This is a genomic window from Roseivirga sp. (assembly GCF_034669765.1).
Taxonomy (GTDB): Bacteria; Bacteroidota; Bacteroidia; order Cytophagales; family Cyclobacteriaceae; genus Roseivirga.
This window is the reverse complement of the sequence record NZ_JAXMOQ010000001.1, coordinates 640,131-655,592: the sequence shown is the minus strand read 5'-3', so window position 1 is coordinate 655,592 and position 15,462 is coordinate 640,131. Positions and strand designations below refer to the sequence as shown.

General features: G+C 40.0%; 11 protein-coding genes. 3 read left to right on the top strand and 8 right to left on the bottom strand.

From position 1 onward, the window contains the following. Positions 1-57 precede the first annotated feature (57 nt). From VOI17_RS02760 to VOI17_RS02740, 5 genes are all read right to left on the bottom strand, one after another. The gene (locus VOI17_RS02760) at positions 58-1,251 is read right to left on the bottom strand and encodes an SUMF1/EgtB/PvdO family nonheme iron enzyme (protein WP_323755703.1); all 1,194 of its coding nucleotides are present in this window, start codon (positions 1,249-1,251) and stop codon (positions 58-60) included. Positions 1,252-1,463: 212 nt separating this feature from the next. Further along, positions 1,464-2,429, bottom strand: a complete 966-nt coding sequence (locus tag VOI17_RS02755) for a type IX secretion system membrane protein PorP/SprF (RefSeq protein ID WP_323755702.1) — start codon at positions 2,427-2,429, stop codon at positions 1,464-1,466. Between the two features lie 89 nt (positions 2,430-2,518). After that, on the bottom strand, positions 2,519-3,298 hold the full coding sequence (locus VOI17_RS02750; protein WP_323755701.1) for a uroporphyrinogen-III synthase: 780 nt from the start codon (positions 3,296-3,298) through the stop codon (positions 2,519-2,521). Positions 3,299-3,313: 15 nt separating this feature from the next. After that, positions 3,314-4,021 carry a DUF4271 domain-containing protein gene (locus tag VOI17_RS02745; protein ID WP_323755700.1) on the bottom strand — a complete coding sequence of 236 codons (708 nt, stop codon included), beginning with the start codon at positions 4,019-4,021 and terminating at the stop codon, positions 3,314-3,316. A 6-nt stretch (positions 4,022-4,027) separates the two neighbouring features. Continuing rightward, positions 4,028-5,779, bottom strand: coding sequence for a hypothetical protein (locus VOI17_RS02740; protein WP_323755699.1), 1,752 nt, complete (start codon positions 5,777-5,779; stop codon positions 4,028-4,030). A gap of 32 nt (positions 5,780-5,811) precedes the next feature. On the opposite strand from VOI17_RS02740, the gene hemW reads away from it, so the two are divergent. The 3 genes from hemW to VOI17_RS02725 all read left to right on the top strand — a co-directional run bounded on the left by hemW (position 5,812) and on the right by VOI17_RS02725 (position 8,457). After that, positions 5,812-6,951, top strand: a complete 1,140-nt coding sequence (hemW, locus tag VOI17_RS02735) for a radical SAM family heme chaperone HemW (RefSeq protein ID WP_323755698.1) — start codon at positions 5,812-5,814, stop codon at positions 6,949-6,951. Between the two features lie 111 nt (positions 6,952-7,062). After that, positions 7,063-7,377: a DUF721 domain-containing protein gene (locus tag VOI17_RS02730; protein ID WP_062591426.1), complete on the top strand. Its 315-nt coding sequence runs from the start codon at positions 7,063-7,065 to the stop codon at positions 7,375-7,377. A 66-nt stretch (positions 7,378-7,443) separates the two neighbouring features. Beyond that, positions 7,444-8,457 carry a hypothetical protein gene (locus tag VOI17_RS02725; protein ID WP_323755697.1) on the top strand — a complete coding sequence of 338 codons (1,014 nt, stop codon included), beginning with the start codon at positions 7,444-7,446 and terminating at the stop codon, positions 8,455-8,457. An 89-nt stretch (positions 8,458-8,546) separates the two neighbouring features. Here VOI17_RS02725 and VOI17_RS02720 read toward each other — a convergent pair whose 3' ends face one another. The 3 genes from VOI17_RS02720 to ileS form a co-directional block, all read right to left on the bottom strand. Further along, positions 8,547-11,399 carry a M16 family metallopeptidase gene (locus VOI17_RS02720; RefSeq protein ID WP_323755696.1) on the bottom strand — a complete coding sequence of 951 codons (2,853 nt, stop codon included), beginning with the start codon at positions 11,397-11,399 and terminating at the stop codon, positions 8,547-8,549. 134 nt (positions 11,400-11,533) lie between these two features. Further along, positions 11,534-12,154 carry a lipoprotein signal peptidase gene (locus VOI17_RS02715; protein WP_323755695.1) on the bottom strand — a complete coding sequence of 207 codons (621 nt, stop codon included), beginning with the start codon at positions 12,152-12,154 and terminating at the stop codon, positions 11,534-11,536. Continuing rightward, positions 12,154-15,459 carry an isoleucine--tRNA ligase gene (gene ileS / locus VOI17_RS02710; protein WP_323755694.1) on the bottom strand — a complete coding sequence of 1,102 codons (3,306 nt, stop codon included), beginning with the start codon at positions 15,457-15,459 and terminating at the stop codon, positions 12,154-12,156. The genes VOI17_RS02715 and ileS overlap by 1 nt, the downstream gene beginning before the upstream one ends. Between the last annotated feature and the right edge of the window lie 3 nt (positions 15,460-15,462).

Below are 15,462 nucleotides of genomic sequence, written 5' to 3'. Positions count from 1 at the left end.
ATGATTTGTTAGCCATACGTGTCTAGATAAGGTTGAAGTTATTTGATTAAAATTTGGTTAATTGGTTCCGAAGTCATCGCCTGAACGGCCTAAGTAATCCATCGCACATCTGAAACCAATACTAGCAGATTCTACATCTCTGTATTCGTAAGTTCGTGTTCCTGTTTGCAGGTAATAAGATATATCATTCCAAGCTCCACCCCTTACTACTTTCTTACCATAGTGCGGATTGCTTGTTTCATTTTCTTTATAAAGAAATAGGGGATTCAAATCCCAAACCAAAGGATTGTATATAGGTGAAAAATCATCTAAACACCACTCGGCAACATTACCTGCCATGTTATATAAATTGAATGAATTTGGAAGAAATGCATTAACTGGAGCAGTATATGGATACCCATCATCATCATAGTTACCACGACCAGGCTTAAAGTTGGCCAAGAAGCAACCGCTTTTATTTTTAGTATATGGGCCACCCCAAGGGTACTTAATGATTTCACGGCCTCCTCTGGCAGCATATTCCCATTCTGCTTCGGTTGATAATCTGAAGTTAGGGTAACGCGCTTCAACAGGAAGTGTACTTTTAAAAGTAGTATTAGTTTGATTTCCTTGTCCTTGATTCACTTGAGGTTGCGCTCCCAATTGCCCTGGGCCACCTAAACCTTGGACCTCAGCAGGATCAGCGTTCTTATTCTTTCTACCTCCGAAAAGGCCACCACCACCTGTGCCAAAGTAATCATCCTCACGGCCTATGTTAAAGTGCTCAGTTCTCCACTCAGCAAATTTTGCAGCAGACTCCCAGCTAATTCCTACGACTGGATAGTTATCAAATGCTTGATGACTAAAGTAGTATTGGGTCATTTTATCACCCATATGGTAGGCAAACTCAGTATCCCAAACATTAGGGTTTGGAGTAACATCTTGTTTTACTTGCTGTGTCCAGTACTGCTCGTTAGGATCTTGGGAAATGGTATCGATAAAGTTTAGAAACTGACGATACTCATTGTTTGAAATTTCTTCTGAATCCATCAGAAATGAACTGACGGTGATTTGTCGGTTGAAATTGATTTGAGATGCAGCAACATCTTCATCGGCTTGACCCATAAAAAATGTTCCTCCCGGAATCTGAACCATTCCGTAGGGTGTTTCTTGGATCCAACCCTCTCGATCGGGCACCCCCATTAACTGCCCACTAGCATTCAGTTGTTCTACCTTACTTGTGCCTCCACCCCCAAATATACCCTTAAACATAGAGCACCCAGTAGATACAGAGACAACCATTAAAATCGCAAACCCAGCGTATATTCTCCTCATTGATAGCTAATTCTTGTTTTTACTTAACTGACCGCTTGTTTATCTTATTGCCAATCAATTAAATAAAGCGCGAAAAATAGTGTTTTCTATTCATTAATCCAGTCTATGGCTGAAAATTATCAAAATCTTAACTTAGGCAAACCGTTCACTTAGTACCTAAACCTCGGAGTTCTTATAATTCTCTGCCCTCCAATTCTTGGAGAAGACTTAAAATTATAGATTAACATTAACTCCTGTGATGTCGGCTTCTTGCTATTTTGATTTCCTACAACAAAATCAAAGGCATAAGCCAGTGTTAACGAACGATCACTTAATATTTTGTACCCAACTATTAGGGAGGCCGACTCTGATTGTCTATAAGCCAAACCAGCCCTGAGATTGTTATTGTACTCGCCAATAACGCTCACTTCTACGTTGTAAGTATTCAAACTTACAGATTTTAATAAAACAGATGGTGTGATAGTTATTTGAGGGGTAAATGAATAATCATAACCCGCTGTCAAATAGAAATGTCTATTCAATTGGTTGGAAACTTGGCTTTCTCCAAAGTCAAATTTTGGTTGAAATAAGTGATTTGAGCTTAAACCACCAAAAAAACTACCTTTTCTATAGAGGAGTCCTAGCCCTAAATCAGGTCGAATTTGACCTTCCTTTCCCGCAGCATTAAAAATTGGATCAGAGGGATCTACCACCACTACCTTATCATAATCAATAGAGTTTGAAAATATACCTAAATTTAATCCTACGGTAAGTATTCCACCATTAGGTAAATTAAAATTTCTGGATAGCGCGGTTTGTATTTGTAAGTTGTTGGTGGGGCCTAATTTGTCGTTACTCAAATATATTCCAAACCCAGCCCTTATCTGAGGTAAGCTTGAGTTGTAACTGATCAATTGTGTGCTTGGGGCTCCTCCTTGATTTACTGTACCATCATAGCCAAACCATTGAGATCTGTGGATCGCAGTTAAAGTTGCTCCATCAGAAGGCCCTGCAAAAGCTGGGTTGTAATACAACTGATTAAACATGTACTGGGTAAACTGAGCATCTTGCTGAGCTTTTGCCTGAAAGGTGACAACCAGTAGAAGAACCAATGAAAAACTAAAAGTTCTATTCATAATCTCGTAACGACAAATTTAGCCGAATTATTCACTCGAGTCGAATATATTACAAGATAAGTGGATTCTTCCCTTAGCGCTGATATAAATCAATCTAAGTTATTTGCCTTTTTTATGTAGAGCTCGAGGGCACCAGTCATAGAAGGAGCATTGGGCAAAGGAGCTTCAATGTCACTAATTAAGCCAGCGTCTTTTGCAGCTTGGGCAGTTGTTGGTCCAAAAACAGCTATTCTCGTATCGTTCTGCTTAAATTCTGGGAAGTTTACAAACAATGAGTTTATTCCACTAGGGCTGTAAAAAGCGATAATATCATATAAAACGTCATCCAAATCTGATAGATCGCTTGCTACAGTCTCGTATATAATGGCTTCTGTGAAATGATATTTACTCTCTTCTAAAAAGACAGGAATATCTTCCTTACGGATGTTAGAGCAAGGAAAAACGTACTTTTCGTTTTTGTGCTTTTTAAGAATCTCAATTAAATCTTGTGCCGTTCGTGATCCAGTAAAAATCTTTCTTTTTCTAACGACAATATACTTTTGAAGGTAATTAGCCGTCTGCTCCGATATACAGAAATACTTCATGTCAGCAGGCACTTCAACTTTAAGTTCTTTACAAAGCCTAAAAAAATGATCAACGGCATTTCTACTGGTGAAAATAACGGCTGTATGTTTAAGTATATCTACCTTCTGCTTTCTGAAATCCTTAACATTGATTGGATCAACCTGAATAAAAGGTCTGAAGTCAATTTTAATACCATACTTATTCGCTAAAACGTAATAAGGTGATTTATCATCAGACGGCTTTGGTTGAGATACTAGGATGCTCTTTACTTGTTTAAGCCTATCCTCTTGTGTGCTATTAGACATACCCTACTTCTTCTTCTAGATGTGGCTGTTTATTATTAGAACCAACCCAATTGTGAGTGGGGTCAGTTCCGTGGCGCAAATGTACGAAAATATAAACAACTTGCTATGAGGCCTGTCATTGAGCATTCTCATGTAGATTAAAAACCCCCGATAATAGAAAAAGATAATAGATGCAGCCAATGTAAATTGAATAAGACTTTTGGGGAACACTACGGAAGAGAAGCTTATTAAAACTAAAAATAGAAGCACAATTAGAAAAAAGACCAACGAAGCATTTACCATATCGACAAAGTGACGGGCGATTATGGAACGCAAATCAAAGAGCAAGCCGAAACCTAAAATCAACAGAAACTTAATATACACCAGTACATTAAGTACCACAAACAGGCCTAGCCATTGAAGAATGGCAACTCCAAAATGGTTGATAATGAATATTTCTGGCAAGCCATTCTCCCTCCAAAGGCCATTTGCGATGAACAGTATAACAAAGGACAATGACAAAGAACTCAAAGCTGTGAAATAGAGATGCTCTGAACTGAATGGCCTTAAGTTACTTCCCAAATCCTCTCTCACTTTAAAGCCAAAGAGTTTATTTGGAGCAACGATGCCCGAAAATACCTTGGGAAAAGCAGCCCTCGACACGGCATAGGTACAAAGCAAAATAATTGCAATAACAATAAATGCATCTCTACCTTCAGCCCTAACCAATTGTGTGTAGATCATATTCCCTTAAAATCTGGCGGTATAACCAAAGTGTATTTTAGATTGATTGAAATTAAACCTACCTGTGTTTTGCGAGCTTCCTAGGCCATAAATAAAATTAAAAATACCCGATGAAGTGGCAAAACTCAAGCCTGCCCCCAAACCCAAAGCCCAATCTGATGTTGGAGATGTTCTAAATTCTCCTCGTAAATAGGCCAAGTCCGAAAACAGCAACAAATATGAACTTTCGTCAAATAACAACCTACCTTCTAAGGTAGCTAATGCATATTTAGTCGCAAAAAAGAAGTTTTCGTTAAAGCCTCTGATGGTTTTAAGACCTCCCAGCCTAAAAGCATCGTTTCTAAAAAGCTGGTCGTTTGCTTTCAGTCCTCCCCTTAGCTTATTCACCAAAACAAAGTTGTTCTTCAGCCTCAAGTAATTCTGAAAATTGAGCTCAAAAGTATACTGAAGGGTTTTAAGATCAACGCCCTCATAAACCGCTGAGGGCAAGCCAACATTCCTACTTATTTTTTTATTCCCTGTTGAAGCCTTAAGGTTGAACCCTGTGCCCTTTGATATCAAAAAGGGATCATCGAAATTATTCCAATCAAAGCCAAAGCCGTAGGAAGTTAAATCAAAATCTACGACTGAGGGTAGTTCATTATTTGTGATTTTTGGAGTACCAATCAAATCAGTGCCTTCACTACTTGAAAAGGCATTGAGAAAGCTATTACCACCAAGGTTATAACCAATCTTAAGATCGAAGATTAGCTTGGTAAAAAGCGTGTCTTGCTTTAAAAAATCGAAAGCAAAATCGAAATTAAGCGGGCTGCCCAAAACATTGGGATGTGCATATAGCAGGTTTAAGTTCTGAGTTTCTTCACTCAGTTTTTGCCAATGCAATCCTATCTTTTTCCCCCAACCAAAAGGGTTCAACAAATCAATATCTACCTGACCTGTAATCAAAAGCCCATTTGATTTATTCGAATTAGGCAGGAAGCCAATTATACCATCAATTTGATTTACGGGTCTTTTCTGAACCTTTAAATGTAAGGTGGCTTCGGAATTTTGAAAAGTTAAAGTGGAAGCCTCACTTAGCCTCAGGTAAGGTAAATTGCGTAATCTTTGACCCAAATAATCAATCTTCCTTTGGTCATAGGGGCTACCCTGAACAATCCCTAAATAGTTTCCTAGAAAACGTGCTTTGAGTTTAAAATCACTTTTAATATCCAGGCTATCGAAAAGAATGAGTGGGCCTAAATCTAAATTCAGCGAAGCTCCAATTTGGTTTTCATCTATTCTTAGCGAGTCCAACTTCAAGCTCGCAAAGGGATAACCATTTCTTTCGGCAAAAGACAAAAGCGATTTTTCCATTCTTGCCACCTGATTGAACCGAAATGGCTTTTCTTCGAATTGGGCTTGTTTATAACCGCTCCTACGTAAAAGTGAATTTTCAATATTCCCTTGTGAAAGCTTCATCCAAGTAAATTTTTCGCCAATGGATATTTTATAGCTGATCTGCTGCGAAACACTCCTATGAGAAGAAATATAAGCCAGCAAATAACCATCTGCATGTAAAGCATGCACCAAGTTTTGCGCAGACCGTTTGGCACTTAAGGAATCTGCATGTTCTTTAGGAAAACTGTACCGCTTAAGCACCACATTTTCCTGTTCAGCTACTTCAATATTGAGCACATACTTTTCCTGTGCCTGAACGGAAAGGCATAAAAAACCATAAAGGAATAAGCAATAAATATACTTTAAGTATATCTTGGGCATTCTGCGAATTTAAGCTTCAAATTAACGATTCTTTGGCCGGATTATATATTCATATTCCCTTTTGCAAAAAGGCTTGTCATTATTGCGATTTCCATTTCACCCAATCGCTTGGGCAAATGGACAGCATGGTGAATGCCATTTGTAAAGAACTGGAAATGCAAGCCGATTATTTGAATGGAGAAGCTATAAATACCATCTATTTTGGAGGCGGCACTCCTTCGTTAATGAATGAAGATCAGTTGAAAAGAATCTTAAAACAGATTCATCACACCTTCAGTTTGGCCAGTAATCCTGAAATTACGCTCGAAGCCAATCCAGACGACTTAGATCTCAATCAACTGAAATCAGTTTATGCTGCTGGCATCAACCGATTGAGCATGGGAATTCAGTCTTTTCATGAGCCGCATTTAAAATGGATGAACCGCCAACATACTGCTGAAGAAGCAGAGATGTGTTTCTATAATGCCCGAAAAGCTGGTTTTGAAAACATCTCTGTAGATTTGATTTATGCCTTGCCGCATCACAATCATGACATTTGGGAACGGGATTTAATGAAAGTAATCCACATGCGTCCCGAACACATTTCTTCTTATTGCCTGACCATAGAGCCTAAAACCGCCTTTGGCCACTTGGTTTCGAAAGGAAAAATGAAGGATGTTGAAGAAGAGTATGCTGCACAACAGTTTGAAATCCTGACCGAAACACTCGACCGCTACGGTTTTGAGCAATATGAAATTTCAAATTTCGCTCAACCCGGTTACGAGTCGAAGCACAACGGTAATTACTGGAAACAAGAAAAATATCTGGGCATCGGCCCTTCGGCACATTCATTCAATGGCCATTTCAAGCAAGCCAATGTTTCAAACAACGCTAAATACATTAAAGGAATAAGTGAAGGAGTAATTCCTTTCGAGAAAATCATTCTGACCAAAGAAGACCAAATCAACGAGTATATTCTTACCAGCCTAAGAACGAAATGGGGTTGTGATACCGAGTGGCTAAAACAAAAGCACAAAGTTGATTTATTGAAAATGCACGAAGATTACCTCATGCGGATTGACTACAAAGGTATGATTCAGTTAGAAGATGGCTGCATTACCCTCACCAACAACGGAAAGCTTTTGGCCGATAAAATAGCCTCTGATTTATTCGTTTATAGTGAAGAGGATTGACGCTCAAATGGCTTTGTCCAATTGTGGATAACCGTCTTGATAAGTAAATCCTGTGCTTAATCAAAAACGACCCTGTCAAATCCTTACTTTTACAATTCGAACGAAAATATTTTGAATAAAAGACCTTACCCCAACAATAGAAAAGGACAGCCAGAGAGCATTGGTGATGCGGTGAAAGATATGTTGAAGTCATTCAATATTGAGCAGAAATTTCACGAAACCAACCTGATTAATTCTTGGGAACAAGTAATGGGCGTGGCCATAGCCAAACGCACGAGCAAAATTTACATTAAGGACAAGAAACTTTACGTTCACCTCACTTCTGCCCCATTACGCCACGAACTCAACATGTCCAAAAACAAGATTTTGGTGTTGCTTGCCAAAGAATTTGGAAGTCCTATCGTGAATGATGTAGTGTTGCTTTAACAGCCTCTTGTTAATAATAAGCTTTATATTGAAGTTGAGTATTCTATAAATTCAACTTGTAATGGTATGAAGAACATTGTCAAATTCGCTCCCACACTCATTCTATTCTTCAGCCTCTTCAACAGCCAAGCGCAAAATCAAAAAATAGATGCGCAAAAAATCAAATCAATTAATGAGTTCAGTAATGGCCAATTCATCGCAAAGATTAGTGACATCGTAGTTGACGATAAGCTCTTTTATTTTCTTGACATTGGTTTATTTAAAGTGTTTGCAACCGACCAAAACCTGAGTTATGTCAATAGTTATGGAAAAGAAGGCCCTGGCCCAAAAGAACTAAGTAAACCTCAGCAATTGCTCATTCAGGGAGACAGCAACATCCTCGTTTTTGATTTGGCTCAAAAAATCCTACCCTTCAATAGATTTACTGGAGAAATAAAAGAGAGTTTGCCTTTTAAGAAAGTTGTGACGCATCATAAAACCCTTTTGATTGATGATAAACTCTATTATTCTGATCTACTGGAACCTTTGGTTACTGTTCACCGATACAGCTTGACCGATGAAAAAGAGGAGTCGGGTATGGGTGAAACAGCCAAAGCAGTTACGATGGGAAGCCACGTAATCTCTGACGAGAAGATGATTTATAGTATTTATGGGGAGAACCAACCCGTGATCCAAACCTTCGACTTAACTGGAAACTTACTCTATTCACAAGATTTGAGTGAACTCAAAATATTCAGTGACAGGTTAGCGCAGAAAGCTAAAAGTGGAGTAAAAATAAGCGGTACAGGAAACATTAAGCTTCGCGCCACAGGCCGTGTATTTGTTCAGGATGCTCAATTATTCCAAGGAAAACTTTATATGTTAATCCCTCAAGTATCAAAAAAGGAGAGCAACAGAACGCTATTCAATACGATTCTCGTTTTTGAGAAACAAGATGCGGTTTGGAAGTACAGTCAAGAAATCCAACTTCCCATAGATGGAACCTATCTGACTTTTAAAGTATTCGATCGAGGTAAAAAGCTCGTCACTTTTGAAACTGTAAATGGTAATATGGAGACCTTCAATATCAGCAACCAATAAGACAAAAGTGTAATCTTGTTCGGTGTTGCTAATGTGTTTTAAAAAGTAAAAAGGCCGACAATATGCCGGCCCTTTCATTTCAACTTTTCTTAATTCTTCTTGATCTCCTGTTTTAGGTTACTGTCACCTTTATAGCCATCAGGAAGCTTGATGATTCGAATAATATTCTCGCCAGTTAAGTACTGATTTACAGCTCTAACCACCCTTTCTTTTGTAATGGCCTTAGCCCGTTCATTTGAATTCAAGATTTCTTCAAAACCATCTCCAGATTTTGAATAACTCTTAATCATACCCTGCCAATAGGCATTTGTTTTAATTTGCTCATCATAATTCTGCATGCGGGCAGTAATCACTTTCTGCATGTCTTCATCTGTAAATTCACCCTTTTTGAGTTTCTCCAATTCCTTCATGGCCGCTTCTGCTAAGGCCTCGGCATTATCGGGTTTACAAGGAAATGAAATCGTAAAAGTGAAGCGTTCTGTTGGGGTATCACTCAATGAAGCCTGAGCGCTAACACCATAAACTCCACCCAATTCTTCCCTAAGCGTTTCAATCATTTTATTGGTCAGAATACTGGCCGCGGTACTCATGAGCCCATTGTTTTCTAAAGTATACTCATAGTCTCCACTCAAAGTAATGGTGACCACACTTTTATCGTCTACTCCAGCATACACGTTTTGGGTGATTACTCCAGGTACCGGCTCTAGGTTTATGTCTTTACTGGTTTCCTCTTTATTCGTTGCTGGTAAGCTGGCAATATACTGCTCCAACAGGGGCTTAAAGGTTTTCATATCTATATTCCCTACAAATACAAAATCGAAATCACTGGCATCGGCAAAGCGCTCTTTATAAATCTCCATCACCCTTTTCAGCGAAATTTGATCCATCTCTTCTGCGGTAGGAAGCCCTCTTGCCCAAGGGTTTTCTCCATACATGATTTTCATTGATTCTATTTGATATTTTATATCTGGACTAGAACCAAAATTGGCATAAAGTGTCTTCATTCTAGTGAGCCAACTTTTGAAAGCTTGTTCATCGTTCCGAACTGTGGTGAACTTCAAATGCACCATTTGGAAAAAGGTTTCCAAATCTTTCAGGCTCGAAAATCCAGACATGCTTTCTTCATACTGACCTATGTTAGCACTAACGGCAGCCGTTTTTCCTGTCATAAATTTGCCCAAATCAACTTGGCTGAATTCACCGAGCCCCATCTCAGCCACAACCTGATCTACATTGGTAACATTCATATATTCATCGGCTGAATAAAGAGAAGCCCCTCCATCACTATAAGCACTCATTCGCACTTCATCATTCTTAAAGTCTGTGGCTTTCACATAAACCGTTGCTCCATTCGAAAGGCTAAGCTTGGTAATGCCGGTAGGTTCATTCGTGCTTTCGCTTGTGATCTTACCAGCTTTTGGTGCTGAAGTCATTAAAGCCGTTGCTAGCTTTTCTTCCGCATAAGGCTCAATCGTTTGATCTGTTCGAACATCCGTCATTATCGCCTTTAACTCGTCTTCCGAAGGAATATTCGCTTCTTGATCTGTTTTGGCAGTGATGACAATAGTTTGGTTGTCTTCTGTAATCCAGCCTTTCACCAGTTCGTTGATCTCTTCTACTTTAATGGTTGGGAGCACCTGATTCATAAGGTCCAACATTTGCTTTTCGCTCAACAAGGTTCCTCCATTCAAGAAATGTTGGACATAAGTATTTACAAGGCTACCCGATTGGGCTTTATCTGCCTCCTTGGCCATTCTATCATATGCATTAAGATATAGTGCTTTTACTCTTTCAAGCTCTCCATTGGTAAAGCCATATCTTCTCACCCTTTCATTCTCCACCATAGCCGCTTTCAGCCCCTCTTTGAACATGTCATCCTTCACATTGACCACAATGCTGTACTCCTTTTTATACTTGCCAAGTGAAGCTCCGTAACCACTATAGCTAAATAAGTAAGGTGGGTTTTCCGATTGAATTTTTTCTCTTAGTCGCTGATTGATCATTTGACCAAATAATCCACTCAAAATGCTCTTTCTGAAATCATCTAGGGTGTTTTCTGGCTTGTGGGTTCCTGGTGTAATAAATCCCACGGCAATTGAACTTCCAGTGGCTTCGTCATCTGTTGCCACTGCAATGCGGGTTCCTTTAAACGGAGGTAAATCATAATACTTTCGCTCCTTTGGTTTTTTAGGATTCTTAATAGATCCGAAATAAGACTTGATTTTAGCCTCCATTTCTGCTGGGTCAAAATCACCAACGGCCACAATTGCCATTAAATCTGGTCGATACCAATCTGCATAAAACCTCTTAGCCGCCTCATATTTAAAGTTCTGTAATACCGTCTCCTTACCAATTGGTAATCGTTCGGCATATCTGGAACCTTGAAGCACTACTGGCCAAGTTTCTTCTCTCATTCTTTGCGCTGCGCCTCGGCCGAGCCTCCACTCTTCCATCACCACGCCTCTTTCCTTATCTATTTCTTCGTTGTCGAAAGTGGCATTGTGCGCCCAATCGCTCAACACTGTTAAAGCTTTGTCAACATTCTCTTTGTCTTCTGTTGGAATGGGTAAAAAGTATACCGTTTCATCAAAACTGGTGTAGGCGTTTAAATCGCCTCCGAACTCAAGGCCCATTTTCTGAAGAAAACTGATCAGTTCGTTTTTCTCGAAGTTTTTTGTGCCGTTGAACAGCATGTGCTCCGTAAAGTGAGCCAAGCCTTGCTGGTCGTCATCTTCTAAAATTGAACCCGCATTAATGGCCAATCTAAATTCAACACGATTTTCTGGTTTCGCATTCTGTCTTAAATAATAAGTGAAGCCATTTTCTAGCTTTCCTATCTTAACAGACGGATCCTTTTCAAGTTCTTGAAAAGCAAATGAGGATAACGGTAGGACGAGCAATAGCACTGCCCAAATACTGAGTTTTAGAAGTCGGTGTGTCATATTCTATAATTAAAACTATTCGATTAGTTAAATGTATTAATTATGAATGAAATAAGAAATGATTCTACATTTATTTACAATTAAAAAAAGTTAATCAATAAGTTGAGCGCAGCTATAATACTGTTGATTATGATCTATTCAACAGTTATCTCACTATGCGTTGTGTTAGGACGATTAAAAAACCGCTTTTGAAAAATCAGCAGTAAGGCAATTCCTAAGAAAATACACACATCGGCCACATTAAAAATAGGCCAAAGCGCAATGTATTTGCCTCCCCAAAACGGAATCCAATCCGCTATATATCCCTCCCAAACATCGAGGTAAAACATATCTATCACTTTTCCATGAAACCAAGGGGTAACGGAATCGTAAGGTGCGTTATTCAAGTAAACTCCGTAAAAAATACTGTCGATTACATTGCCCATGGCGCCACCCAAAATGAGTGCAATCGTCCAGAGTAAACCTGGTTTGAGATTCTTCTTGGCCAGTTTGTAGAGATAAATGGCAATGAATGTCATGGCCACCATTCGGAAAGCAGTAAGCCCCAATTTTCCCCATTCAGAACCAAACCGAAGGCCAAAAGCCATGCCTTCGTTTAATATATAATGCAGTTTGAACCAGTCACCAAATACTTTAATTTCCCCACTTTGGCCGAAGACCATTTTAAAATGCACCAGAAGTTTTACCGTCTGGTCTATGGCGATTACCGCCAAAGTGAGGAGAAAATATTTATAGTGTTTGAACTGCGCAGCCATTAGCCTACTGCTATTTTCACTTCAAGCGTCCACTCGTCAATTTCAACACTTTGTGCCTCTGAAAGCGAGTCAACAATGTTCAAACTCAAGGCCTGTGTTTCTTCACAAACGTAGTTCGCATTGGCCGCCAAAGCCTCATTGATCAACGCTTCGTTCTTGGCTACCTGAATGTTGATCTTGTCCTGCACATCAAGTCCCATGTCCTTTCGCAAATTCTGAATTCGGTTCACGAAATCACGGGCAATACCTTCGGCACGAAGTTCATCTGTAATCGAGATATCTAACGCCACGGTTACCTTGCCTTCAGAAGCCACTGACCAGCCCGGAATATCTTCACTAGAGATTTCTACATCTTCCAACAAAAGAGAAGCTGGCTCGCCTTCAAGCGAAATATTTATTGATCCGTTTTTTTCAATTTCAGCAATTTCGGTTTTCGTCCATTGGCTGATGGCTGCTGCCACCAACTTCATTTGAGAACCAAATTTCTTACCCAAGGTGCGGAAATTCGGTTTTACCTTCTTCACCAAAATGCCCGAAGCATCATCAATGAATTCCACCGCTTTTACATTGACTTCCGTCATGATCAAATCTTGAACCGCCTCAATGTATTGCTTGGTTTTTTCATCCAACACAGGCACCATCACTTTGGTTAAAGGCTGACGCACTTTGATTTTTTCCTTCTTACGAATTGAATGCGTTAGCGAAGAAATGGTTTGTGCCAAAATCATTTGGGCTTCTAAGTCTGCATTAATGCAAGCTTCATTCGCCACTGGGAAATCAGAAAGGTGAACCGATTCGAAAGTTTCCTTTCTAGACACTGCATTCAAATCCTGATATAAACGATCCATATAGAATGGAGCCACAGGAGCAGCCAATTTCGCCACACTCATCAAGCAAGTGTAAAGCGTTTGGTAAGCAGCCTTTTTGCCTTGATCGTAATCGCCTTTCCAGAAACGTTTTCTGTTCAAACGCACGTACCAGTTACTTACTTCATCGGTCACAAAATCCATGATTGCTCGTGAAGCGCGCGTAGGCTCGTAATCGTTATAAGATTGGTCTACCTCCTTGATCAGACTGTTCAATCGAGATAAGATCCAACGGTCGCTTTCTGGTCTTTCGTTCAAAGGAATTTCAGAATCCTCGAAAGTGAAGCCATCTAAATTGGCATAAAGCGCAAAGAAAGCATAGGTGTTTTGAAGCGTTCCGAAGAACCTTCTCTGCACTTCGCCTACACCTTCAATATTGAATTTAAGATTGTCCCAAGGGTTGGCATTCGAAATCATGTACCAACGGGTGGCATCTGGGCCAAAATTGTTGATGGTCTCAAATGGATTGACAGCGTTGCCCAATCGCTTCGACATTTTATTGCCGTTCTTGTCAAGCACCAAACCGTTGGCAATTACATTTTTGAAGGCCACTTTTCCCTCGAGCATTACGGCCAAAGCATGAAGCGTGAAGAACCAACCACGGGTTTGATCTACGCCTTCAGCAATAAAGTCTGCTGGGAAATTCGACTCGAAAATTTCTTTGTTCTCAAACGGATAATGCCATTGCGCATAAGGCATGGCACCCGAATCGAACCAAACATCAATAAGGTCAGCTTCACGGGTCATTTTCTGACCTGTTTCACTTACTAAGTATACATCATCTACATAAGGACGGTGTAAATCGAAGTCTTCGCCAATGCTTTCCGTCATAAAACCAGCAGCAATTGATTTCTCTACTTCAGCTTTCAATTCGGCCAATGAGCCGATACAGATTTGCTCTTTTTTATCTTCCGAAACCCATATTGGCAATGGAGTTCCCCAATAGCGTGAACGGCTTAAATTCCAATCTACTAGGTTTTCTAGCCAGTTGCCAAAACGGCCCTCACCCGTTGAAGCGGGTTTCCAGTTAATAGTCTTATTTAGTGCTACAAGCTGATCTTTATAGGCTGTAGTTTTGATAAACCAAGAATCCAATGGATAGTATAAAATCGGCTTATCGGTTCTCCAGCAATGCGGATAAGAGTGCTCGTATTTTTCTACTTTGAAGGCCCTATTTTCTTCTTTCAGCTTGATGGAAATCAAAACATCGAGTGACTTTTCTGGACGTTCGGCATCAGAATAATATTCGTTCTTCACGTACATGCCAGCAAAATCCGTGATCTCTTTCACGTACTTTCCTTGCTTGTCCACAATCGGAACATCTTTGCCCTCTTCATCCTTTACAAAAACACCCGGCATATCATTCATTACCGAAACACGGTAATCGTCTGCACCAAAAGTTTTCGAAATATGAACGATACCTGTACCATCTTCCGTAGTCACAAAATCACCAATTACAACAGTGCAAGCTGGTTTTTCCAACGGAATGTAAGGCATCAATTGCTCGTAGGCCTTACCCGCTAAGTCGCGCCCTTTGAAGCTTTCAACTACTTCAAAAGGAATTAACTTATCGTTGGGCTTGTAATCTTCGAGTTTAACTTCTTTCGCCTTGTCACTGAAGAATGAAGCCACTCTATCTTTCGCCAAAATCACATTGATTGGCTCAAAAGTGTATTGGTTGAAGGTCTTCACCTTTACGTATTCAATACCTGCGCCAACGGCCAAACCGTTGTTGGCGGGCAATGTCCATGGCGTAGTAGTCCAAGCCAAGAAGAAGTCGTTTTCTGTACCTTCTACCTTAAACATGGCCGTCATCGATGTGTCTTTCACATCTTGGTAAGTGCCTGGTTGGTTCAGCTCGTGCGAACTAAGACCAGTACCTGCCGCTGGAGAATAAGGCTGAATAGTGTAGCCTTTATAAATAAGGTCTTTATCGTAAAGTCGTTTTAAAAGCGACCAAAGCGTTTCAATATAATTAGTTTCGAAAGTGATGTATGGGTTTTCTAAATCTACCCAATAGCCCATTTTCTCGGTAAGATCATCCCACTCATCTTTGAATTTCATTACCGCCTCACGACACTTCTGGTTGTATTCTTCAACCGAAATCTTTTTGCCGATGTCTTCCTTGGTAATGCCCAATTCCTTTTCCACCTGAAGCTCAACAGGAAGACCGTGGGTATCCCAACCCCCTTTTCTTTTTACCTGAAAACCTTTTTGGGTTTTATAACGGCAGAAAATATCCTTCACCGTTCGCGCCATTACGTGGTGAATACCAGGCGTTCCATTCGCAGATGGAGGCCCTTCGTAAAAGGTAAAAGAAGGTTTCCCTTCTCTGGTGTCTACCGACTTTTCGAATATGCCGTTCTCTTTCCAGAACTGGAGCATTTGCTCTCCAATTTCAGCATAATTCGGGTTTTTGTATTCGTTGTACTTTTTCACTTT

Coding starts and splice junctions, on each gene's coding strand:
- VOI17_RS02750 (WP_323755701.1), bottom strand. CDS start 3,298: ATGTCTAATAGCACACAAGAGGATAGGCTTAAACAAGTAAAGAGCATC.
- VOI17_RS02745 (WP_323755700.1), bottom strand. CDS start 4,021: ATGATCTACACACAATTGGTTAGGGCTGAAGGTAGAGATGCATTTATT.
- VOI17_RS02755 (WP_323755702.1), bottom strand. CDS start 2,429: ATGAATAGAACTTTTAGTTTTTCATTGGTTCTTCTACTGGTTGTCACC.
- VOI17_RS02740 (WP_323755699.1), bottom strand. CDS start 5,779: ATGCCCAAGATATACTTAAAGTATATTTATTGCTTATTCCTTTATGGT.
- VOI17_RS02720 (WP_323755696.1), bottom strand. CDS start 11,399: ATGACACACCGACTTCTAAAACTCAGTATTTGGGCAGTGCTATTGCTC.
- VOI17_RS02760 (WP_323755703.1), bottom strand. CDS start 1,251: ATGTTTAAGGGTATATTTGGGGGTGGAGGCACAAGTAAGGTAGAACAA.
- VOI17_RS02715 (WP_323755695.1), bottom strand. CDS start 12,154: ATGGCTGCGCAGTTCAAACACTATAAATATTTTCTCCTCACTTTGGCG.
- VOI17_RS02725 (WP_323755697.1), top strand. CDS start 7,444: ATGAAGAACATTGTCAAATTCGCTCCCACACTCATTCTATTCTTCAGC.